Here is a 22,553-nt window from a genome sequence, read left to right on the forward strand (position 1 = left end):
GTCAGCCTTCTGGTCATCGTCATCGGCTCCTTTGCCGGGCAATGGGCGGCCGTCCACCGCTTCTTCACCAGTCTGACGGCGAATTTCTGGTTCGGTCATCAGGGCTATGAATATGTCGATCTCGGCCGCTTCTGGCAGATCTACCTCCTGATTGGCCTGTTCCTCTGGGTGGCGCTGGTGGTGCGCGCGCTCTGGCCCGTGCTGCGACGGGAAGGCGGAAAGTCCCTCATCTATCTCGTGCTGGTGTCAGCGCTCGCCATCGGGCTGCTCTACGGCGCGGGGCTGATGTGGGGCCAGCATACGAACATCGCCATCATGGAATATTGGCGCTGGTGGGTGGTGCATTTGTGGGTCGAGGGTATTTTCGAAGTCTTCGCCACGGCCATCATCTCGCTGCTGTTCGTCCAGATGGGCATCCTGCGAACCTCCACCGCCACCGTGATGGTGTTGTTCGCGACGATCATCTTCCTGTTCGGCGGGGTGCTCGGGACCTTCCATCACCTGTATTTCAGCGGCACGCCAACGTCGGTGATTGCGGTCGGCGCGATGATCTCGGCGCTCGAAGTGGTGCCGCTGCTGGTTGTCGGCTTCGAAGCCTATACGCGGCACAAGGTCGAGCATGAGGCCGAGTGGGAACGGATCTATCACTGGCCGTTCATGTTCTTCGCCGCCGTCCTGTTCTGGAATCTGGTCGGCGCCGGGCTGTTCGGCTTCCTCATCAATCCGCCGATCGCGCTCTATTACATGCAGGGGCTGAACACGACGGCGAACCATGGCCACGCCGCGCTGTTCGGCGTCTATGGCATGCTCGGCCTGGGGCTGACGCTCTATTGCATGCGTGGACTGACCGACGTCACGCGGTGGAACCAAAAATGGATCAGGATCTCCTTCTGGTCGCTCAATATCGGCCTTGGCATGATGACTTTCCTGTCGCTGCTCCCGCAGGGCATCCTGCAGACCTACGCCAGCATCGAGCACGGCTATGCCTATGCGCGCTCAGCGGAGTTCATCCATAGCCCGATCATGCAGGCGCTGGTTTGGGCAAGGGTGCCCGGCGATGTCGTGTTCGCTCTCGGCGTTTTCGCGTTCGCATGGTTCATGGTTCAGGCGTTCATGCACGGCAGGAAGCCGACTCCAGAAACGGCGGCCATTCCAAAGCCGGCGCTTTAGATCCGCCACTCCGCTTCCCGGCTGTACCCCGGTTTTCAACGGACGGCCGGCTAATTTCGGGCGTTGGTCGCTCCCGGCCAACGCCATTTGTCCGTGAAACGGCTTCAGGATCGCCGGACAGGCTTGCCTGATCCGTGGGTTTTAGCACAGCCTGCCCCGCAACGCCCCCCTTCAGAGTCAGAGGAAAGCAGGGAAGTCCGTGACGGGTAAAGGATCGGGAGAGAGGCTCCCGGCGCCCGTCGTGGAGATTTCCCATGGCTACTGTCCTTTCCCAGACCCGCGATCCCGCCGCAGTGTCCGGCGGATACAAGGTCGACATCTCGCGCGGCCAGCGCATCGGTCGCGTTTCGTCCGAATGGTTTTCGCGTCCCGACGACGAGCGCTACCTGTCGCTGACCGAGCTTTACGGCGCGGTGAAGTCCCGCGCCGATCGGGCAACCGCCCGGACCGTCGAGACCCGCAACGTCCGTGTCGAAGCCTCGCGCGACGATCCCGAACGGCTCGCACTCCTGGTCCCCGGTCGCGACGAGCCCCTGGCGCCGACCAACTGGTCCTTCGGCCAGCTCGCAAGCCTGGTCGGTGCGCCCGCCGGCTATCTGCGCCAACTCCCCGCTCCGCTTGCCGGCATCAACATGCAGCATGGCCTGCTCTCGCACCGCGCCGAACTCATGAAGACGCTGGAGACCGACGATGGTCGTACCGAACTGCGTGCCGTCACCGGCCCGGATTACGGCCGTTATCTGAACAGTCAACCTGTCTCACCGGCGGTTCACTGATCTTTCCATTGCACCGCTGAGCTCCGTGCACGCCCTGATGCGGGCGATGCCGACGTGCGCTCGCGGCCATTTTCCAGGAGATAAACATGGCATATCGCAAGCACGCTGGCGAGCGCGCTGACGTCTACACGCGTGTTACCGCCGAGATTATCGCTGCCATAGAGAACGGGACCGGCGACTGGCGGGCACCCTGGCATCACAATGGTACCAGCGTCGCGCGCCCGACCAACGTCAGCTCGGCCAAGCGCTATCGCGGCATAAACACCCTGGCGCTCTGGGTGGCGGCGATGGCGGGCGGCTACAGCGACGGGCTGTGGGGCACTTACCGCCAATGGCTCGAGGCCGGGGCGCAAGTCCGCAAGGGCGAACACGCCACGACCGTGGTATTCTGGAAGCAGGTGTCGTCCGCTGCCGCCGATGACAGCGGCGAGGACGAGAGCGGCCATCGCAAGATGTTCGCGCGCGCATTTTCCGTGTTCAACGTGGCGCAGGTCGATGGCTATGAGGTGCCGCCCGTCACGATACTCCCGGACGCGGCACGGCATGCCGAGGCCGAAGCGTTCATTTCCAACCTGGGCATCACGACTGTCTTCGGCGGCTCGGAGGCCTATTATCGTCCCTCGACGGACACGGTGTGCATGCCCCCGTTCGAGTGTTTCCGTGACGCCGCCTCGTTTTATGGCGTCTGGCTCCATGAGAACGGTCACGCCTCGGGCGCCAAGCACCGTCTCGATCGCGATCTGTCAGGCCGGTTCGGTTCCGCAGCCTATGCGGCGGAGGAGTGCTGTGTGGAGATTCTGAGCGGCCTCGTGCTCGCGGATCTCAGCATCGCCCACCATCCGCGCCCCGATCACGCGGCGTATATCGCATCGTGGCTCGAGGTGCTGAAGAACGATCCGCGCGCGATCTTCACGGCAGCCAGCAAGGCGCAGCAGGCCGCGGACTGGATGCACGCCCAGCAGCCGACGCCTCCGACGCAGCTGGTTGTATCATCGTCGCAGGATGGGGATGACGTTGCCGATGTCGGCATTTCGCCTGCGCTCCTCGCCGCGTAGCAGAGCCCGCAGCTGGGCGTGCTGAGCGAGGATATTCTCGCTCGCGGCTCGCGATTGCTCGTCGTTGTCGACCGGCGCCGGTGCGGCTCCTTGGCGCCCGGCTTCGGCCTCCCGCAGTTCGGACCGGATCGCAACCGCCCTGTTTGCGGTGGCGCGGCTCACACCCGCCCGCCGTGCCAGATTCGCGACCGACAGCCGTTCATCGGCTGCCATGAGCTGCGTCAGGGCCTCCCGTAACCGGCGTTCGGTTTCGGCGCTGACCGGTTTCATGCCGACGGACTTGCCCACGGTGCGATCACCTTCTTCATGCGGTCCCGATCCTCCCGGATGACCGTGCGCTGGGCGGCCGACAAGCGCTTGCTCCTCAACAGCGCATCGGCATCGTCGATGGCGGATTGCCATGCGGGAACATGCTGGCGTGTGATACACGAGTTCGGGCAGCGATCCGGCGCACAGCTCGAGAGCCGCGGCGCCGCACCGTCGTCGGCGTCCCGCAAGCACAGCGCCGTCGCACGGTCGAAGAAGCAGTCGTTGAGCACGCCCACATGCAGCGTTCGCGCAAGATGGGCGAGCATCGCTTTTACGCGCTTCTCGTCGGCTATTATGCCGGGCAGGTCGGTGGCGGTTGCCACCCGCATCATTTCCGCAGTGATGCGAGCGCCCGCAGGGCCGACCAGCTTCTCGCCCTTGCGGTAGCTCTCATACTGGGCGACGATATCATCGAGTTGGCCAAGTGCGCGTTCCTGCTCGACCTCCTGCCGGAACCCGGATGCCGACGCTCCGGCGTAGCCGTCGAACATGGCGACCGAGGCGTGTTTGTACTGGATCTTCCCAGCGACCACGCCGAACGGCCTGTTGGCGATATACCAGGCAAGCGTGCGCCGGAACTGACGGGTGTTGAAGACCCAGTTCCGGCCATCGGCAAGCGGTATGGCAGGCTCATCGACAGAGCCATATTGCGCGTCGAGATGCTCTCGGTAGCGGTTGATCTGCCTGACGATGTGAGGAAGCGTTCGCTCATTGGCTGTGCCCCGTTCGAGCACGACCCATAATCCATCATGCTGGTGCGGGGTGCGATGGCGGGCGGCGAGACGCTCCGCGATCTCGACGGCGCGGGCAACGGGCACGATCGTCACCCATTCTTCGATCTCGCCACGTGTCCCGCGCCCTTTGTAGATCATGCTCTGGATCGCAATACGCTCGATGAGGCCATCAGCGCTTTTCCCTCGCTTGATGCAACCCGGACGCATGGCCTGGATCTCGCCATCGCGCATGCCGGTCAGGTAGGAGCACAAGATGTAGGCTGCCGTTTGAAGGTGGCGTTCTTCGCGGACCAGATCGAACGCGTCGAACCGCTCTCGCCACGGACGTCCAGTGTCCGGATCGTGCGCGATCGGGGTGTCCATTCCGCCATGCTCGATCCCGAGTTCCTCGATCGCCGCCAGCACAAGCTCCCTAATGTGGGGCAGGCTGAGCGTTGTGAGGTGGATGCCTGCCTGCATGGCGATCAGCTGCATGTTTACGACGTGGCCGCCGTAACGACCCGATTCCGCGATCGCCAGGCTCATACCACCCTGTCGCTGCGGGCTGTTCCAGACAGGAACGCCACGTCCGTTCGACTGGCGGGAGGTCGTCCACTCCGTCATCCGATCCGCCAGGCTGCCGCGCTTTGTATGGGCCGGACGATCGGCATAGGCTTTTTCGAGCGCATCCAGTTCCGCGCGCGCCGCGAAGATGTCGGCCGCGAAGACATCGATATATTTGAGCGACCAGCGGATCAGCGCGCCGATCACGGGCTCCGGGATACGCGGCGTCACATTTTCGTGTGGGCGGCCCCGGCAGCCTGCAACCGTGAAGATTGCGCGCCCTTGCCATGGCACGAAGCCGAGCCCACCACAGGTCAGGAAGGGCGCCAGGCGATGAAGCTGGACAATGGGCCTCAGGCATTCACCGACCCGGCTCGGCTGCAGCTTCCTCGCGTTCAACTCGGCGAGATAGGTGTCGAGCATTGTCTGGTCGATGATCCGCGCGTCGAACCGTCCGGCACGCTCACGGACGAACGCCATGAACCGCCGCAGGGTTGCCAGCGCGGTGCGGGTGGAGAGCGGACGGAGTCGCCCAGCGCGATCGGGGAGCAGTTCGTTCAACCACGCATAGATGTATTCCTTGGCCGTCAGGCGTTCGACGGAGCAGGCGATCCCGCTGAAGTCGATCGTGCGGAACGCGTTGCGCGCGGTGACGTGGAAGATCGCGGGATCAAGATCCCAGATATCTTCGTGGAACCGCGACAGCCTGGCACTGTCAGTACCGTCCTTGAGCGCCATCGAAGCCAGCACGACGTCATCTCGGGCCCGTATCGCGGAGATCCCCGGTGCGAGGACAGGCTGGCTTCCACTCATATTCGTGCTTCCACGGGCAAGTAGAGCAGTTCCGGGCCGGCTGCTTCAGCCTCGATGCGGGCTGCCTCGACCAGCGCCGAGGGGAAGGCTGGCAGGATCTGGGCGGTGACGCGCCACCAGGCCCGCCCGAACTTGCTTGCCCATTCCTCGGTGTCCAGCATATCGCGCTGTGCGAGCATAAAGGATTGGAAGGCGACGAGCGTAGGCAGCTTGCGCGCCGTGATCACCGCGTTCTCGCATTCAAGGCACCCCCAGAAGGGCGTCGGGCAGGCTTCGCCGGCCGACCCGAACGGGCTTTTGAAGAAGCTGCCGCACCGGGCAAGCCAGAGGTCCTTGCTGGAGGCCGATCGTCGACCTGTTGAGGCAACGCGCTGCTCCTGCACTGAGGCCCGAAGTTCGTCGACGTCGGGCAGCAGGATCGTCGGCCTCAGCGCCATTTCCAGCGCATCGCCGATGGCTGCGGCGATGGTCCGTTCGTGGATTGGTCGGAGCGCCGGGATTTCAGCATAATGCCGTGCTGCCACCGGTATCGAGTGTCCAACGGCGAAGTGCTCGAGCTGTCCGCCGGTCTTGCGATACCACTCGGCCTTGTTGGTCTTGCGGAGACGCGCCAGCGACAGGTGCAGCGGCGCGCCATCATCATCGAGCAGCTGATGATGGCCAACAAAGCCCTCGACGCCCTGGGGGCCATCGTCGCTGGGCAGGCGAAGCCCGGTGATGGTCCAGATCGCCCACAATCGATCGGTTCCGAGATGCCCTCGCGCCCGCTCGGTCAACGCGACCGCTAGCCTGATCAGGCCGCCGGGCGTCCCACTTCCGCCATCCCGCACACGCAGACGTTTCCATTCCGACCCGCGTGCGCGACGTTTGTAATATTCGATCTCGACATAACCCTTGGTGGGATTGCGCAGGCAGTCCGCCTTGAGGCGCAACAGGCATTCCATCTCCATGCCCGTCTCAAGAGACAGGAGAACGATGAACGCGATGAGGTCGAGCCGGGTCAGGTAGAAGCCGGCATGCAGGGCCTCCATCGTATTATCGATCCCGCGGTACCGGGCGAGCTGGACGAATCGTCCGACGTCCCTGCGGCGTGTGCCGACCTGACCCAGACGAACGATCGCCTCGATCACGGCGGTATAATGCTCGTGGACTCGACTGCCGATCTCCATGCGCTCCGGCAGCGCGGGTCGCGCATCGCCCAGTGCTATCCGGCGTCGCGCGTCTTCGATCTGTACGCGTGCGGCGTCTCTCAGTCGACTTGCGATGCCGCTGCTATAGGCATCTCGAGGCTGGCTGACCCCGCCTTCGCCGTGGCCGATGAAGGTCAGGCGTGCGACCGTCTCCTGCGAGAGTGTGCCGCCGCGCATTTCCGGCGCGAGGCGCAGGAGACCGATCAGCGTTGCGAGAAGGTGACGCTGGTGGAAGCGCCCGCCGCCATTACGCTCCAGCCAGAGTTCGTAATCGTTGATCAGCTTCGTATCGATGTCGCCGAGCCGGCTCACCGACAGGTGATCCCTATCGAGGAACGTCCAGAACAGCCCCAGTTGCTTGACCTTCCGCCGGACCGACCGGGCAATGGGGCTTGGACCCATCCGGCGTATATATTCCTCGAGGAACACCGCCATTTCGGCCGCTAGCTTAGGGCGTTTCCAGTCTCGCAGGTCCACCAGCACTTGGCTGCCGTCATCGCAGTGAACAGCGAACCGCCGGGGATCCAGCACTGTTGCGCCCGCGGGCGGCGGCGACGCAACTTCCGGGAAGCGAGCATGGTGCCCGCGCTTCACGCCGCTTCCTCCGGTGCGAGATCGAGGCCCCACTGATCGACCGCCGCATCGACGATCGCCTGACTTTCGTCGAGATGATCCAGATAGATGTAGGTGCTCTCGATCCGGCTGTGTCCCATCAGCCGCTGCAGCTTGAGCAGAGGATCGCCGATCAGGCGCCTATAGACCGAGCCAGCTTGCCCTGCTCCCCCGCCGGCGACCCAACTGACCTGCTCACGCAGTAGCAGGGCAAGCATATGGACGGCAAAGGCGTGGCGCAGCATGTGCGGAGTCACGTCGATCTCAAACCCCAGCGCCTGACAGCGGGCGCTCGCGCGCATGAAGACAGCCTCCCAGGCTGGCATCGTCATCGGCCGCCCGGTTTCGGTGAGCCACAAGTTCAACGGTGCGAACGTGTCCGCATCGATGAGCCTGGCGCGTTCGGTTGGAGACAGGCGATCGACGCTGACGACAGCATCACGATCACCGTCGACGACGCGAAGGGATTTGCGCCCAGTCGGCGTCGCGAGGATCGGCCGCGCATTCGATGGTAGGACGCGGCGTCCTCGTCTGCTGACGGCATTTTCCCGTTCGATGCGTGCATAGTCGTGCAGTTGGGCAAGCAGTCGCACGGGCAGGCGGATATCCCGACCACGTCCGCCTTTCGCCGTGGCCGCGGCAAGCCGATACGGCATCGATCGGATCGACGGGTCGAGAAGTTTGTGGCCCGGAAGCTCGCCGAGCAGCAGGCTCGATGCTTCCTGCAACCTCAGCCCCGTCGTGATCAGAAGCTCGGCGAACAGAGCGTTGCGCTCACCATGGCGCCCACGCCAGTACGGATCCTCACGTCCATCTGGCAGCCGGCCTCGCAGGCCGACATCCCGGAACAGCATATAGCGCTCCAGATCGACGAAGCGCATGTCACCCTTGCGCGCCCCAGGCTCGCGCGCGCAGTTGGCGGCTACGGCCTGAAGCGGTCCGTCCGGCGCCGACCGGATCCAGCTCTGGCGATAGGTGAACGGCAGATCGGCGACCAAATTCTCGTCGCGCGCCCAGTGATAGAGTTTGTCGAGAGCCGCTACGGCGCGATTCCAGGACGAAGCAGAGATTCGATAGGGTGGCTCCGATAGCCGTCGAGCATGATGGAAGGCGGCGATATCGTCACGATCGGCCTGCCAAAGGGATTTCCCATTTCGGCGTTCGCCGAGGAACCGCATCCAGACCACGATATCGCGCGCATAGGCCCGAAGGCTGTTCAGCGAGCGCACGCCCATCGTGGGACAGGAACGGAAGAACCGATTGAGCTGATGATCGTAGCTTCCGTCGTCGTGCAGGATGAACGGCATCCCCTCGACAAGCCCGCAACTGCTGGCCGCCGAGATTTCGTCAGGCGTAAGCCCGCGAACCTGCCCATCGATCACGACGGTGGAGGGGAGGGAGGAGAGATCGGTGAAGAAGAGCTTGGGGATGGGAAGTCTCCGGGCGCCGATGTTTTGCCGGGGTGGGCTCGAGCCCACCCCGGCAAAACATCGCACCTCCAACAGGAAGGCGATCGATCATGAACCTGTCCCATCATCATTGCGTCTGTGAGACGGTCCCGAAGAGTCGGGATAACGGGCGGATCTGGGATCATGAACTCGTCGCCGCCGTCATGAAGATCGCCGGCAACGGCACCGGCGATACCCGCTGGAAGGTTCCGGGCCTGCTCGACTGGTCGACCATGACCCACAATCCGTTCGTCGACGTCACCAAGGATACGACCACGCTGTATGCGAGCGACCGCGACGTCTTCCTGTTCCTGGTCGACGACGCCCATCCGATCGAGGCAGGCAAACTCCCCAATGGCGATCCCGACCTGTTCTTCAGGGGGTTCTATGCCTGGAACAGCGAAGTCGGCTCGAAAACGCTCGGCATCGCCTCCTTCTATCTCCGGGCGGTCTGCATGAACCGCAACATCTGGGGCGCGGAAGGATTCGAGGAGATTAGTATCCGGCACTCCAAGTTCGCCGCCAACCGCTTCGCGCACGAAGCGGCGCCCGCGCTGGAGAATTTCGCGTCGTCCTCGCCCCAGCCGTTCATGGCGGGCATCAAGGCGGCGCGCGAACGGGTGGTCGCCCGCGACGACGACGACCGCCAGACCTTCCTTCGCCGGCGCGGCTTCTCCAAGGCCGATACCGACCGGATCATCGCCACGGTGCTCGACGAAGAAGGCCATCCCCCGGCCTCGGTCTTCGATTTCGTTCAGGGCATCACCGCGCTTGCTCGCGATAAGCCGCACCAAGACGCGCGGCTCGATCTCGAAGGCAAGGCTGCCAAGCTCCTCGCGACCGTTCACTGATCCCCGCACTCCCGCCTCGGCGCCGCCGTCTCGCTCTCTAGAGTGAGAGGGTGGCGCCGCCTTCATGACGGGTTGGAGGTCTGGAGAGAGTCTTCCGGCCGCCCGTCATGGAGAAGTGTCATGACCAAGCATATGAAGATCGTCCTGTCGGGTTCGCGGGACATCCCGTTCGACCAACTGGTGCTGAGCCAGGCCAATGTCCGGCGCGTGAAGGCGGGCGTCTCGATCGACGCGCTCGCCGCCGACATCGCCCGCCGCGGCCTCCTGCAGAGCCTCACCGTGCGCGCCCAGCGCGACGAGAGCGGCGGGGAAACCGGCAAGTTCGAAGTCCCCGCCGGCGGCCGCCGCTTTCGTGCGCTGCAGTTGCTCGTCAAGCAGCGCAAAATGACGAAGACCCAAGGGGTGCCCTGCATCGTGCGTGAAGACGACACCATCTCGGCCGAGGAGGACTCGCTCGCGGAGAACACGCATCGCGAACCGCTCCATCCGCTCGACCAGTTTCGCGCCATGCGTGGGCTCGTCGAACAGGGCGTGAACGTCGAGACCGTCGCCGCCACGTTCATGGTGACGCCCGCCGTCGTCAAGCAGCGGCTGCGGCTGGCCTCGGTCTCACCGAAGCTGCACGCGGTCTATGCCGAGGACGGCATGACGCTCGAACAGTTAATGGCCTTCGCGGTCTCGGAAGATCATGATCGGCAGGAACAGGTCTGGGAGCAGATCAAGGACAGCTACCAGAACGAAGCCTATTACATTCGTCGTCGGCTCACCGAGGAAACCGTCCGCGCATCCGACAAGCGCGTGCGCTTCGTGACACTCGACGCCTATGTCGCGGCGGGCGGCTATGTCCTGCGCGACCTGTTCGAGGAAGATGGCGGCGGCTGGCTGCAGGATGTGGCGCTCCTCGACCGCCTGGTCGACGAGAAGCTCAAAACCGAAGGCGAGCGCGTCGGAGAAGAAGGCTGGAAGTGGGTCGCGGTCGCGGTTGACTTTCCCTACGGCCATCGCTTCGACCTGCGCGAGCTCAACGGCGAGCCCGTGCCGATGAGCGACGAAGAAGAAGCGCGCGTGGCCGTGCTGCGCGAGGAGGCCGACCAACTCGAGAACGAATGGTCGGATGCCGACGAGATCCCCGACGAGGTCGAAGCGCGCATCACGACCATCGACGAGGAGATCGCGTCGCTCGTCGCGCGTCCGCTGACATTCGATCCTGAGGAACAGGCTCGCGCCGGTGCCTTCGTCAGCATCGATACCGACGGTTCGCTCCATGTCGAACGTGGCTATGTGCGTGCCGAGGACGAGCCCGCCGGCGATGCCGATCCGGACGACGACGATGAGGATCTCGGCAGCGGCGATGACAGCGGCGCCGAACCGGGCGTTGCGACGGTTGTCACCGGCATGCCCGGCGTCGACGCGGCCACGGACGACGAGGACCAGGACGATCTGCTTCGCCCGATCCCCGACCGGCTCGTCAGCGAGCTCACCGCCTACCGGACGATGGCCTTGCGCGATGCGCTTGCCAATTCACCGCAGGTGGCGTTCGCTGCCGTGCTCCACGCCTTCGTGCTCGACAGCTTCTACAGCTATTCGAGCGACGCGACCTGTCTGCAGGTGTCGATCCGCAGTCCCTATCTCGGCGCGCATGCGCCGAACCTGGGCGACTTCGGGCCGGCGAAGGCGGTCGATGCGCGCCACGAGAGCTGGTCGGAGCGGTTGCCGGATCAGCCGGCAGACCTGTGGGACGTGCTCACCGCCCTCGACGCCGACGAACAGGCCGCGCTCTTCGCGCACTGTGCTTCGTTCGGCGTCAACGCGCTGTGGGAAGCCGCGACCCGCTATAACAGCGGCAGCGTTTCGGCCCGGACCGTTTCGGGGCGGATCGAACATTCACATATCGTCGCGCGTGCGACCGGGCTCGATATGGTCGCGGCGGGCTGGACGCCCACGGTCGACAACTATCTCGGCCGCGTGACCAAGCCGCACATCTTGGCTGCGGTCGAGCAAGCAAAGGGCGCCGAGGTTGCCGACCGCCTTGCCGGGCTGAAGAAGCCCGACATGGCGCGCGCGGCCGAGGACGTGCTCGTCGGCACTGGCTGGCTCGCCGAACCACTGCGCACGCCGGATATGGAAGTGCCGGACACGGACGGCGGCGTAACGACCGTCGACCCGGAGCCTGTTCCGGGTGAAGATGCGTTCGACGAGGCCTACGCCGTCGCCGCTGAATGATTTGCGCACATCTTTTGGGGTCCGTCCGATGTGGCGGACCCCATTTTTCTGCAAACGGAGGACCGTCATGGCCTCGGCCGCATCCGATCTTTCCCGCGCACTGGCCCGGCAGGCCGAAGCCGTTTGCCGGCACTATCTGCGCGAAGGGCACCGCGAGGGACATTACTGGACCGTGGGTGATGCCCAGGGATCGCCGGGCCGCAGTCTCTATGTCCGCTTGAAGGGCGGCGAGCATGGCAAAGGCGCTGCCGGAAAGTGGACCGACGCCGCGACCGGTGAGCATGGCGACCTGCTGGATCTCATCGGCCTCAACCAGGGCCATCATCGGCTTGCCGATACGCTTGAAGAGGCTCGACGTTTCTTGTCACTGCCGCTGCTCGTCAGCGATTACGATCCCGACGAACCGAGTCCGCCCCGTGGATCGCGCAAGGCGGCACGCCGCCTCTTCGCTGCCTCGTATCCGATCGCAGGCACGCTCGCCGAAGCCTATCTGGCTGCACGCGGCATCACCGACGTCCGCACCGAACGCTGGCTCCGCTTCCATCCCCGTTGCTGGTATCGCCCGAACCGGGACGATGCGCCCGGAACTGCCAATGCCTTTCCTGCGCTGATCGCGGCCATCACCGACCGTACCGGCACGATCACCGGCGTCCATCGAACCTGGCTAGACAGCACGACGAAGGATAAGGCTCGGATCGCCACGCCACGCCGGGCCATGGGCGATCTGCTTGGGGCTGGCGTTCGGTTCGGCACTGCCGCACATAGCATGATAGCGGGTGAAGGGCTTGAGACGGTGCTTTCTTTGAGGATGGCGCTTCCCACCATGCCGATGATCGCAACGTTGTCGTCGGCCCACCTTGCGGCGCTGGAATTTCCTGATCGGCTGCGCCGCCTCTATGTCGCGCGTGATCGCGATCCCGCCGGACACCATGCAACGCAGGCCTTGGCCGAGCGGGCCGAGGCAGCGCACATCGAGATGATCGTGCTCGACCCCGTTTCCGACGATTTCAACACCGATCTGCGCCGACTAGGCCGCGAGGCGTTCACGAAGGTGCTGTACTCCCTTTTTCCTGCCGATGATCGCGATCGGTTGTTTGCCCGTGCCGCTTGAACGTCGACGACATTGGTCAACGAACCCGCGCCATTGCGCGCTTCCACACCCGCTCGTCCGGCCACGGCAGTTCGATGTCGCCTGCCTGCCAGGGCACTACTTCAAGCGCGCGCGGACGGACTTTCTGACGATCTTTCGACCGGCAGATACGGCACCAGAAGCGCAGCCGTGCTTCGATCAGCCTGTCGTCCCAGCCACGCCGCTCGAAATGCCACCACAACCCGTGGGATTCGAAACGAGCCGAATTGCCGCAGGCGCAAATCGGCTTGATGGAATAGTGGAGCGAAGCCGCATCGAGCAGCGTTGTGGGGACCATCGCTCCGCGCTTCGACCAGCGCATGTCACAGCGGCAATTGCTCCTGGGGCGCTTCCCGCACCGCTGGATGCTCGATCCGGTCGATAATCACGCGCGCGAGTTCACAGGCCGCATCTTCGCGCATCGTCGAAGTAGGCGCCGTCAGTCCGACCCGCGCCCAGCCAGGGGCGGTGAGCAGGGCATCGGCAAGGGAAGCTTCATCGAATCGGGTCATGTCTCAATGAGAACATATAAGGAACAACGAGGCAAGTCGCATTCGGCGAAGCGATTGACTTGTGCATCATCGCGACCATGCTTGGGCGATGTGCAATCTTTACCGGATGACCACGCCTGCCGAAGCTGTTTCCCGCTTGTTCAGGACCAGTGTCGATCCTGGCGCCAACTATGCCGCGGACGTCTATCCCGGTTACTCCGGCCTCGTCATTGCCGAGGGCAAAGCCCGGTCGATGACCTGGGGCTTCCCGCTCTCGCTCACTGGAAAACAGGGACAGAAACTCAAGCCCAAACCGGTCAACAACGCCCGCGAAGACAAGCTGAACACGGCATTCTGGCGCGACAGCTTCGCCAAGCGCCGCTGCCTCATCCCGGTCAGCGCCTGGACCGAGGCAGAAGGCGCAAAAGGCAGCATGACGCGCACATGGTACAGTCTGCCCGATATGGAGACCTTCGCGGTCGCGGGCGTGTGGCGGCCCACGGCCGAATGGGGAGACGCCTATTCGATGGTGATGGTCGATGGCTGCGAAGAAATGGCCGACGTTCATGACCGGATGCCGACGATCCTGCACGAAACCCACTGGGTGCAATGGACCGATGGCACGCCGGAGGAAGCCTTTGCCCTATGCCAGGTCTGGAACGGCCCGCTTGTCGTCGACCGGACCAGCGATCCTTGGGCGGCACGTCGCTGATGATCACGTCGCCGGAGGTCTGACCTGATGCTGATAGCCCTTGCCGCTGCCGCCCTCGCTGCCGGTCAGCCATCCGCCTGCTCCGATCTTCAGGTCCATGATGGCGACAGCATTCGCTGTGGGCGCGAGCGGATCCGGATCGAGAACATCGATGCACCCGAATTGCCCGACAGCCCGAAATGCCACCCGCGGCGTTCTTATGCGTGGTGCGACTACCGGGCCGGCTACGCCGCCCGCGACGCGCTGATCGCGTTCCTCGCCCAGGGCAGCGTCATGGTCCGGCGCACTGGAACCGATCGCTATGGCCGCACGCTGGCACGCGTCACCGTCAATGGCCGCGACGCGGGAGCCTATCTCGTTAGCCAGGGTCTTGCCCGCCGATGGCGCTAGAGACTGCCTCAAACCGAACTGTGCCTCGCTGACGCGCTTCCGGCCGGACGCCTAGTTCCTGTCCCGGTCAACACCAGCCCGACCATGCAAATGCCGCGCCCCGGCCTTCGAGAGGGCGACGGGACGGGAGCCGCACCGGGCCGGCAACGGCTGCGCCAGCGGCTATTTTCCGCCGCGGATCCCTTGGGTCCGCTTTGCAGCGCGAGACAAAATAGCCGCCGCTTCGCCGTCCTCCGCTAACGCTCCGGCGTCCGCCCGGCGGAGAGCCGCCGGGACGCGCGTTGCGCTCGGCCGTGCAGCCCCGTTCCGGCTCCCGTCAAGTCGTCGCCACGAAGGCCGCGACGGGCGCGGCCAACATGGAGCGACAGGCAATGACGAGCGAAAATCACATCACCGACGACGAGCCCGAGCACGAAGCCTCGGGCATCGCGCACCTGCTCGAGGAACTCGAACTCTTCGGGCGCCGCCCCTTCGATGACGACGCCGACCCACGACCGCTTCCCGAAGCGCGACTGGTCGAAGGCGCCGCAGCCGATACTTACGACGCGATGATCGCGGCACTGTTGGACACACGACTGGAGCCTGATGCCGAAGACCTGCTGTGGGGTTTCACCAACGTCTTCCAGCGCGCCGCCGACCGGCTCGAACGCGAACTCGACGATAACGAGCAAGCCCAACGCCGACTACAGTGCGAGCAGGACGGATCCGAGGTCCGCTCGGTCGAACTCGAGACCGCGATCGCAATCGGTCGCAGCATGATCGAACGGCGGGACGCGATGGAAGCGTTTCGCGATGTCTTCGCCGCACAATTCCGGGCGCATTTCCGTAAACCCTGGATAGCCCGCACCGGGTCGGTCGCCAACCGGCGCACCATGACCGCAGCGATGATTGACAGCCGTGACTTTTTGGCAGCTCGCAAACGCGCCGAAACCGAAGTCTTGCTGCCCAAGGGCACATTGATCGCAATCACCGGCGGCGGCGACTATCTCGACCATCAGCGCGTCTGGTCGGCACTGGACCGTGTCCTCGCAAAGCATCAGGACATGGTCCTGCTACACGGCGGTACGCCGAGCGGCGTTGAACACATCGCCGAATGCTGGGCGCGAACCCGCAAAGTGACGACGGTGGTGTTTCGGCCTGATTGGGCACGTCACGCCAAGGCCGCTCCATTCAAGCGCAACGATGTCTTGCTCGCCCAGCTTCCCGCAGGACTTCTGCAATTCCCGGGCACCGGAATCAGCGCCAATCTCGCCGACAAGGCGCGCAAGATGGGCATTTCGGTTTGGCGGTTTGAATGAGGTGAACGCCCGCAATATCGCCGTGTCCCGAATGCCAGATGCTGGGTGGCGAGAGTGAATAGCTGTTACTGCTTCATGCTGCGCGGCAATGACGGCACCCGACCAAAGCCGGTCGTTCCCGGCGGCCGAGATGAACGTCCGTTCATGCCGAAACCTGTCGTTGGAATGTGCGCGAGCATCTGGGCCGCAGACGCTGACATACCCGACGTTCGCGGGCCCCGCAATCTAGGTGTCGAAGGTTACCGGTCATTCACGTCGCCTGATTCTGATAAGCCCGCTTGCGACGAGCTAATTGGTCCAGCTGACATGGAGCAGTGCGGTGGTGGAGTAGTGACCTGCCCCCCGAAGGGTCCCTCATTCTGATGTAGAGTCTGCCCATGAGGAAGGAGCAGACGCATGAGGAAAAGCCGTTTCACCGAGGCGCAGATTATCGGGATGCTCAAGGAGCAGGAGGCTGGCCTTCCGACAGTGGAGGTTTGCCGCAAGCACGGGCTGAGCACCGCGACTTTTTACAAGTTGAAGGCGAAGTACGGTGGCATGGAGGTTTCCGATGTCCATCGGTTGCGGCAGTTGGAGGACGAGAACGGCAAGCTGAAGCGGCTCTTGGCCGATAGCATGCTGGACAACGCGATCCTGAAGGACCTGCTGGGAAAAGGCTGACGACGCCGAGCCAGCGGCGCGACGTGGCGCTCGGTGTGATGCGGGACTACCAGGTCTCGCAGCGCCGGGCCTGTGGGCTGATTGGCGTCGATCCCAAGACGGTCAGGCGCGGACGCCCGCCGGACCACGGAGCGATCCGCGAAGCCATGCGGGAGATCGCAGGGCAGCGCCGTCGGTTCGGCTATCGCCGGATCGGCGTCATGCTGGAACGCAAGGGTATGAGCATGAACCACAAGAAGCTCTACCGGCTCTATCGGGAAGAAGGCTTGTCTGTGCGCCGACGACGCGGTCGCAAGCGTGCCCGGGGCAGTCGGACGCCAGTGCCCGGTGCACTTCGCCCTGGTGACCGCTGGTCGCTGGACTTCGTCGCCGATACGTTTGGCGCGTCGCGCAAGTTCAGGATTTTGGCGATCAACGATGATTGCTGCCGGGAGAACCTGTGCTTGGTCGCAGACACCAGCATCTCGGGAGCTCGAGTGGCGCGCGAACTGGATGCTCTGGTTCGTCTGCACGGGAAACCGGCTTGCATTGTCAGTGACAACGGCACTGAATTTACGAGCCGGGCGATCCTGCAGTGGGCCAGCAAGAACAAGGTCGAGTGGCATTACATCGATCCCGGAAAGCCTCAGCAGAACGGCTTCATAGAAAGCTTCAACGGCTCATTGCGCGATGAGCTGCTCAATGAGGAATGGTTCGACAGCCTGGCTGACGCCCGTCGGAAACTGGCCAGATGGCGCTACGCCTACAACCATGTTCGGCCCCACTCGTCGTTGGGAAATCGAACGCCTGCACAAGCGCGTCGGACGTTTGTGCAGGACGATAGCATCACGCCCGACGCGCTTGTGCAGGCGAGCGTGCCGGAATATTCAACCGCAAGACTCTCGTTATGACCGAGGGACCACCGGGGGGCAGGTCAGTAGCCATGTGGATTAAGCTGGTATCGCTCATACAATCGCCTGACCACACCCCCGATTGTTGAGGAGTCGACCAATCACTAGTAAAAGTAAGAGGCGGCCAAAGGGCCTCGGCAAACGGAAGAAGCAGTGGGAGACCTACGAGGAGGTCGCTCGATACGTTCTTCAGCAGCTCGGAAAAAGATTTGGATTGGCCGATGTAGAAGGCAAGCAGAAGGTCGTCGGAAAGCAGTCCAGGACAGAATGGGAAATAGACGCCAAAGGCGTTCGAATCGGCGACTCTTCAATCGTCTTGATTGAATGCCGCCGTTACAAAAACCGCTTGAGCCAGGAAGCGCTAGCTGCCGTAGCCTATCGCGTAATCGATGCAGGTGCGGCGGGCGGCATTACCGTCAGTCCACTGCCACTTCAGAAGGGTGCCGCACTGGTCGCTAAAGCCGGTAAAATTGAACATGTGGAATTGCAGCGCGACAGCACGCACGAGCAATGGGTAGCGACCATAGGAACGGTTGTGCACATCGGGGTCACTGAAGTGGCGAACCTGAGCATTCAGGAAATGCTGGAAGTTGTTGTTAGAGATAAGTCGGGCAATATCGTCGAGCGTAACACAATCTATGGGGAAGGCGGCAAAGGCTCGTGACGACGAGATAACGGTTGGATTGCCGGTCGCCTTGTAGATCATCGCGCGCCTTGTGCAGCGTAGGGAACCTTACACTGAGCCGCACGGTGCTTGCCATCCCCGGCCCAATATGGCGCGGGGGACTCCTTTTCCGATCGTTCATGCTAGATGCGTCGTCATGCAGGTTTTCGGATCAGGGCCACGCCTCGACGCGCCGCAGGGAGACGCCGCGCGCCAGGCCGTGGCGGCGCTGCGCGGCTATGCCTATCAGCTCTACGCCTCGGGCCTCGCCTGGCTGGCGCTCGGCGACGGCGCGATCCTCCATCTCGAAGTCGCGGAAGATTATGCCGTCGCGACGCAGCAGGCGCTGGTCGGCACCCAGGTAAAGGACACCGCCGGCAGCGGCAGCATCACCCTCCAGTCGGCCGGGGTCCGGGCCGCGATCGACGCCTATATCGACCTGGTCGCGCGAAATCCCGATCGCAAGGTTTCGCTCCACTATCTGACGACCTCGCAGATCGGCCTCGAGCGCGAGAGCGCACACCGCGTCGATGGAAGGCCGGCGCTGCATTATTGGCGTAGCGCCGCGGCCGGCGCCGACCTCGCCCCGCTCCGCGCGCTGGTCGCATCGCTCGACCTCAAGGAAGCGACAGGGACCCATCTCGCCTCGCTGTCCGACGAGGCGTTCCGCCACGATTTCCTGCAGCGCATTCACTGGGACTGCGGCGCGCCAGGCCTTGCCGACATTCGCGCAGACCTGGAGGCCGGGCTCATCGAATATGTCGCGACCGCCCGGCGGCTGTCGAGCCATGCGGCCCGGACCCTCACCTCCTCGGTGCTCGAGCGCATCCTGCTGACCGCAGTCTCGGACGAGGCGCGCACGCTGCGCCGCGCGGATCTGCTGAAGCTGATCGACGAAGCCGCCCTGGTCGCGGTTCCGATCGAGCAGCTTGCGGACGCCTTCCAGGGCCCGGGCGCCAGCAGCACCATATCGCGCGGCGGGTTCCTCGCGCCGGCGGGCGATCTGCCGCTGCCCGAGATCCATGCGCCGCGCGAGGCGCTGGTGGCGGCGATCGACGCGGGCCGGAGTGCCTGCGGCATCGCCATCGTGAGCGGTGCGACCGGGCTGGGCAAATCGCTCGCGGCACGGCTCGTCGCGACGCGGAGCGGCCTGTCCTGGTCGATCGCCGATTTCCGTCATCTGTCGCCTGCGGAAACCGCGGCGCGGCTCGCGCATCTGCAAGGCGAGCTGGCCGCCTCGCCCGCGACGCATGTCATCCTCGACGATCTGAACGAGATGGACGACCCCGCAGTTCGCGACGCGCTCATGCGCGTGCTCGCCAGCCTCAGGCGGCGCGACAGGACCGCGATCGTCACCACCTATCGCGCGCCCGCCAACACGACGCTGCACCAGCTGGCGCCCGGCGCGACGCCGCCCGTCGACATGCCCTATCTCGACGAGGAGGAAGTTGCCGGCCTCGTGGCCGCGATGGGTGGCGACGCCAAATATGCGGGCCCCGTCTATCGCGCCGCTGCGAACGGGCACCCGCAATTGACGATGGCGGTGCTGCTCCATCTGAAAAGCAGCGACTGGTCGCGCGCTTCGCTCGCCGCGATGCTGGGCGGCCAGCTTCAGTCCGAGCTCGGCGCGGAGCGGCGCGCCGTGCGGCAGCGCCTGGTCGGCGCGCTTCCGGCCGATGCGCAGACATTGCTGTTGCGCGCCAGCCTGATCCGGGGCGGCTTCAAGCGCGACCTCGCCGTCCGGATCGCGGCGCTCGAGCCCGCGGTGTCGCGCGGCGGGCTGGTGCTCGACCAGCTGGTCGGTCCCTGGATCGAGCCTTTCCGGCGCAACCGGCTTCGCGTCTCGCCCCTGCTCGAGGATGCGGCCGCCGATGTGTTCTCCGCCGATGAACGCCGTGCCGTCCATCGCTGCGTGGCCAACGCGATACTGGGGGCTGAGGATCTGGCGGCCGCCGACGCGCCGGCGGCCATGCACCATGCGCTCAACAGCGAAGAGGCCGAGCTCGTGGTCGCCTTCGCGCAGAGCGTGGTCACCTGTCATGTCGAGATGATCGACATGCTCGCGCCGTTCCTGACCGAGCTTATGTTCCTGCCCGCGGACATACCGATCTTCTCGCCTGACCCGGCCGCCTCGGCGATGATGCGGCTTGCCCAGCTGCTCGTGCTGCTCCCCTATGGCACGTCTGAGCAGGCGCGCGCCTGCTGGGATGTGCTCGAACAGGAGCGCGTCCATGTGAAGGGCGACGTGCTATTCGAAGGCCTCGCGCTGTCGAAGCTGCTGCTCCATCCCCGCACCGGCGAGCTATTCGGGGACTGGCTGGAAATCCTGCTCCGCTTCGACCGGCTCTGCCAGTCCGATCCGCGGCTTGCCGCGACCGGCCGCAACTTCACGTCAAAAACGGGCGGCAATCCACATGTCAGCGGCGTGCTGTTCGCCGGCCAGATGCGCAGCATCCGGACCGTCGCCCGGTTCCGCGCGATCATGGAGCGACTCGATCGGGAGGACGCGGAGACGCGGAAACGTCTCTTCTCGTCGTTCCGGCCCGGCCGCGGCGACATCTCCGTCCTGGTCAAGCATGGCTGGCTCATGGAATCGCGAACCGAGGGTTTCGATTGGGAAGCCGCCCAGCACGACTATGGCGCCTGCGCCGAACTGGCGATGCGCTGGGACAATCCGGTGCTCGCCTCGCGCTGTGCGATCGCCCAGTCCATTTGCATCGACCAAAATGGGGGCGACGCCGAGCGCGCGCTCGCCGCCCTGACCGATGCGGAAGCGCGGATCGGGTTCGATGTCGCGTTCGGCCGCGCGCGCGCCACGATCCATTGGCGGCAGCGCGATCATGCTGTTGCGCTGCCGCTGTTGACCGCGGCGGCCGAAGCAGGCGGGCAGGACACGATCGAGCGCGCCTATATCGCGCGCGAAGCAGGGATCAGCGCGGCGAGCCTCGGCGATTGGCCGGTGGCGCAGGGCTGGTTCGAACGCGCCCAGGCGGCGGCCGAGACAGTGGCCAAGATCCCGTCGGTGCGCGCGATGGCGATCGGGCTGCTCGCCGACACGGCCCAGGCGGCCTACGAGGCCGGCCGACCCGACATCGCCATCCTCAGGATGCGCGACGCGCTCGTGGCGCTTCCGACGATCGACGAGGACGGCACGCTCGCCGAAGCGCATTGCCATCGGGTGGTGCGCCACGGCCTGCTCTGGCTGTACCGCAAGATCACCGGGACGCAGGCCAGCGGCGAGGAAGAGGTGGTCTATCAGCCTGGTGCCGCGAGCAATTCCGAACCGCTGGAAGCGATCCGCTCGCATCCGGTGATCGCGCTCGACATCTCTTTCTATCTCCTCGCCGACGCCGACGAGGCGCTTACCGAGCCGACTGGCTTCTATCGTGAATTCCGCAAGTATCTGGTCGCCGGCCCCGTCCTTACCTCGGAGATTTCCGCAGCGATCGCCGAGGACCATAAGGCGATCGCGACGCATGACCCGACCGATTTCGTGGCGCGCGTGCGGCGGCATGCCGCGATGGCGGGGATGGTCGCCTCGGGCCAGGCGCGCGAAACCGTCGAGCAGCTCAAGAACCCCAAGCGCGGCACGATCCCGCTCGCGATGATCGATGCGGATGCGCCAGCCGACGTTCACCGCGCCGCCGAGGATTATATGCTGAGCCTCGCGACCGGCGCGGCGATGGCGCGCGCGTTCGACGCAATCGCCTCCATCGTCGAACAGGGCCTTGCGGCGCCGGAAGTCTCGGCGCTCCATCCGTTGCTGCGTCGCATGGGCGGCGCGGTGAATACCTTGACCACCTATCGGGAAGGCGCCGCCAATTCGATCTGGCTGGTACGCGAAGATCTGTCGGGCCGCCCGGCCGAGTTCTGCTGGGCAGCCGTCTGGCTGCTGTTCCACGTCAACAGGTCGAGACTGCGCGACGGGGTTGCCCAGCCGCTGATCGCATGGACCTATGCGGGGACCGACCATCTGGTCCGTAACGCGCGGTTTCACCTGTCGCTGCCTGCGGTAACGGCACCACCGGTCGAAGCGCTGCTGGCCGCACCGGAACGGACGATGGCCTCAACCGCGCGGCTGCTGCTCGCGCTGGCGCCTGCGGTCGCGACGCGCTTCATACCCCAGGTTCGCTCGACATTGGAAGAGATTGCGGGGATCGTTCCGGGTACCGAGACGCCGCCTTGATCTGGCTGATCGGCTGCGGGGCAGATCGCCGGACATCTGGGCTCCGTGCCCGACTGCGGATGCCCGATGGAGGATACCCGGTCCCCAACGCGCTACCGGTTGAGCGTGTCGTTGACCGGATACCAGCGATAGCCCCCGTCCGCTTTCCGGATCAATGGATCGAACGCTGAGCGTCTCCGAACGGGTCGCGAAGCTGAAGCACCGGTTGGATGTTTGAAACGGCAGCCATCCTGATAGTACGCGGGCTTAGACATAAAGGAGAAGGCTTACACGGCTGCACGAAAGACCGGCTTCGGCAAAACCAGACATTCACAGTTGTGGCAGCGACCGGCAGCAACGTCCCAACTATGGTCATGCCAGATCGTCATGACCGACCCGTTTCGGGATTGGCGATTGTCGCTCAAAACGG

General features: G+C 64.6%; 17 protein-coding genes and 1 pseudogene. 12 read left to right on the forward strand and 6 right to left on the reverse strand.

Features of this window, described 5'->3' with window-relative positions:
- The 3 genes from FHR23_RS15980 to FHR23_RS15990 form a co-directional block, all read left to right on the forward strand.
- Positions 1–1,170, forward strand: a 1,170-nt coding sequence (locus FHR23_RS15980; RefSeq protein ID WP_184005999.1) for a cbb3-type cytochrome c oxidase subunit I, incomplete at its 5' end; no start/stop codon positions are given.
- A 254-nt stretch (positions 1,171–1,424) separates the two neighbouring features.
- Entirely contained in the window at positions 1,425–1,946 is a 522-nt protein-coding gene (locus tag FHR23_RS15985) for a hypothetical protein (protein ID WP_184006001.1), read from the forward strand.
- An 86-nt stretch (positions 1,947–2,032) separates the two neighbouring features.
- A complete protein-coding gene (locus tag FHR23_RS15990; RefSeq protein ID WP_184006003.1) occupies positions 2,033–3,001 on the forward strand; it encodes an ArdC family protein in 969 nt (322 codons plus the stop codon).
- On the opposite strand, the gene FHR23_RS15995 is transcribed toward FHR23_RS15990, so the two are convergent.
- The 4 genes from FHR23_RS15995 to FHR23_RS16010 form a co-directional block, all read right to left on the reverse strand.
- Positions 2,936–3,289, reverse strand: coding sequence for an HTH domain-containing protein (locus FHR23_RS15995; RefSeq protein ID WP_343043212.1), 354 nt, complete (start codon positions 3,287–3,289; stop codon positions 2,936–2,938). The genes FHR23_RS15990 and FHR23_RS15995 overlap by 66 nt on opposite strands.
- A complete protein-coding gene (locus FHR23_RS16000; protein WP_246359962.1) occupies positions 3,268–5,325 on the reverse strand; it encodes a hypothetical protein in 2,058 nt (685 codons plus the stop codon). Before FHR23_RS16000 ends, FHR23_RS15995 begins: the two co-directional genes overlap by 22 nt.
- Positions 5,326–5,396: 71 nt before the next feature.
- Positions 5,397–7,184, reverse strand: coding sequence for a hypothetical protein (locus tag FHR23_RS16005; protein WP_184006007.1), 1,788 nt, complete (start codon positions 7,182–7,184; stop codon positions 5,397–5,399).
- A complete protein-coding gene (locus FHR23_RS16010) occupies positions 7,181–8,680 on the reverse strand; it encodes a site-specific integrase (RefSeq protein ID WP_184006051.1) in 1,500 nt (499 codons plus the stop codon). The genes FHR23_RS16005 and FHR23_RS16010 overlap by 4 nt, the downstream gene beginning before the upstream one ends.
- Positions 8,681–8,772: 92 nt before the next feature.
- On the opposite strand from FHR23_RS16010, the pseudogene FHR23_RS16015 reads away from it, so the two are divergent.
- The 3 genes and pseudogenes from FHR23_RS16015 to FHR23_RS16025 form a co-directional block, all read left to right on the forward strand.
- Positions 8,773–9,501 (forward strand): annotated as a pseudogene (locus FHR23_RS16015) (DUF932 domain-containing protein); the annotation flags it as partial.
- 120 nt (positions 9,502–9,621) lie between these two features.
- On the forward strand, positions 9,622–11,724 hold the full coding sequence (locus FHR23_RS16020; protein ID WP_184006011.1) for a ParB/RepB/Spo0J family partition protein: 2,103 nt from the start codon (positions 9,622–9,624) through the stop codon (positions 11,722–11,724).
- Positions 11,725–11,791: 67 nt separating this feature from the next.
- Positions 11,792–12,835: a DUF7146 domain-containing protein gene (locus FHR23_RS16025; RefSeq protein WP_184006013.1), complete on the forward strand. Its 1,044-nt coding sequence runs from the start codon at positions 11,792–11,794 to the stop codon at positions 12,833–12,835.
- Positions 12,836–12,851: 16 nt separating this feature from the next.
- On the opposite strand, the gene FHR23_RS16030 is transcribed toward FHR23_RS16025, so the two are convergent.
- Together FHR23_RS16030 and FHR23_RS16035 are read right to left on the reverse strand one after the other, a co-directional pair.
- Positions 12,852–13,175 (reverse strand): hypothetical protein, encoded by a 324-nt coding sequence (locus tag FHR23_RS16030; protein WP_184006015.1) that lies wholly within the window; start codon positions 13,173–13,175, stop codon positions 12,852–12,854.
- 1 nt (position 13,176) lies between these two features.
- Positions 13,177–13,365, reverse strand: coding sequence for a DUF6771 family protein (locus tag FHR23_RS16035; RefSeq protein WP_184006017.1), 189 nt, complete (start codon positions 13,363–13,365; stop codon positions 13,177–13,179).
- Between the two features lie 88 nt (positions 13,366–13,453).
- Between FHR23_RS16035 and FHR23_RS16040 the strand changes: the two genes are divergently transcribed.
- The 6 genes from FHR23_RS16040 to FHR23_RS16065 all read left to right on the forward strand — a co-directional run bounded on the left by FHR23_RS16040 (position 13,454) and on the right by FHR23_RS16065 (position 22,144).
- Positions 13,454–14,056, forward strand: a complete 603-nt coding sequence (locus FHR23_RS16040; RefSeq protein ID WP_184006053.1) for an SOS response-associated peptidase — start codon at positions 13,454–13,456, stop codon at positions 14,054–14,056.
- Positions 14,057–14,083: 27 nt separating this feature from the next.
- Positions 14,084–14,446 (forward strand): thermonuclease family protein, encoded by a 363-nt coding sequence (locus FHR23_RS16045; RefSeq protein ID WP_184006019.1) that lies wholly within the window; start codon positions 14,084–14,086, stop codon positions 14,444–14,446.
- Between the two features lie 371 nt (positions 14,447–14,817).
- Positions 14,818–15,744 carry a DUF2493 domain-containing protein gene (locus FHR23_RS16050; RefSeq protein WP_184006021.1) on the forward strand — a complete coding sequence of 309 codons (927 nt, stop codon included), beginning with the start codon at positions 14,818–14,820 and terminating at the stop codon, positions 15,742–15,744.
- A gap of 396 nt (positions 15,745–16,140) precedes the next feature.
- Positions 16,141–17,294 (forward strand): IS3 family transposase gene (locus FHR23_RS16055; RefSeq protein ID WP_246359963.1). Its coding sequence is split into 2 segments (ribosomal slippage): positions 16,141–16,399 and positions 16,399–17,294, totalling 1,155 coding nucleotides; the frame shifts between segments, so codons are not numbered across the junction.
- 85 nt (positions 17,295–17,379) lie between these two features.
- Positions 17,380–17,958, forward strand: a complete 579-nt coding sequence (locus tag FHR23_RS16060) for a restriction endonuclease (protein ID WP_246359966.1) — start codon at positions 17,380–17,382, stop codon at positions 17,956–17,958.
- Positions 17,959–18,115: 157 nt separating this feature from the next.
- On the forward strand, positions 18,116–22,144 hold the full coding sequence (locus tag FHR23_RS16065; RefSeq protein ID WP_184006025.1) for a hypothetical protein: 4,029 nt from the start codon (positions 18,116–18,118) through the stop codon (positions 22,142–22,144).
- The last annotated feature ends 409 nt before the right edge of the window (positions 22,145–22,553 follow it).

Origin of the sequence: Stakelama sediminis (assembly GCF_014199335.1) — a bacterium.
GTDB classification, from domain to species: Bacteria; Pseudomonadota; Alphaproteobacteria; order Sphingomonadales; family Sphingomonadaceae; genus Sphingomonas; species Sphingomonas sediminis.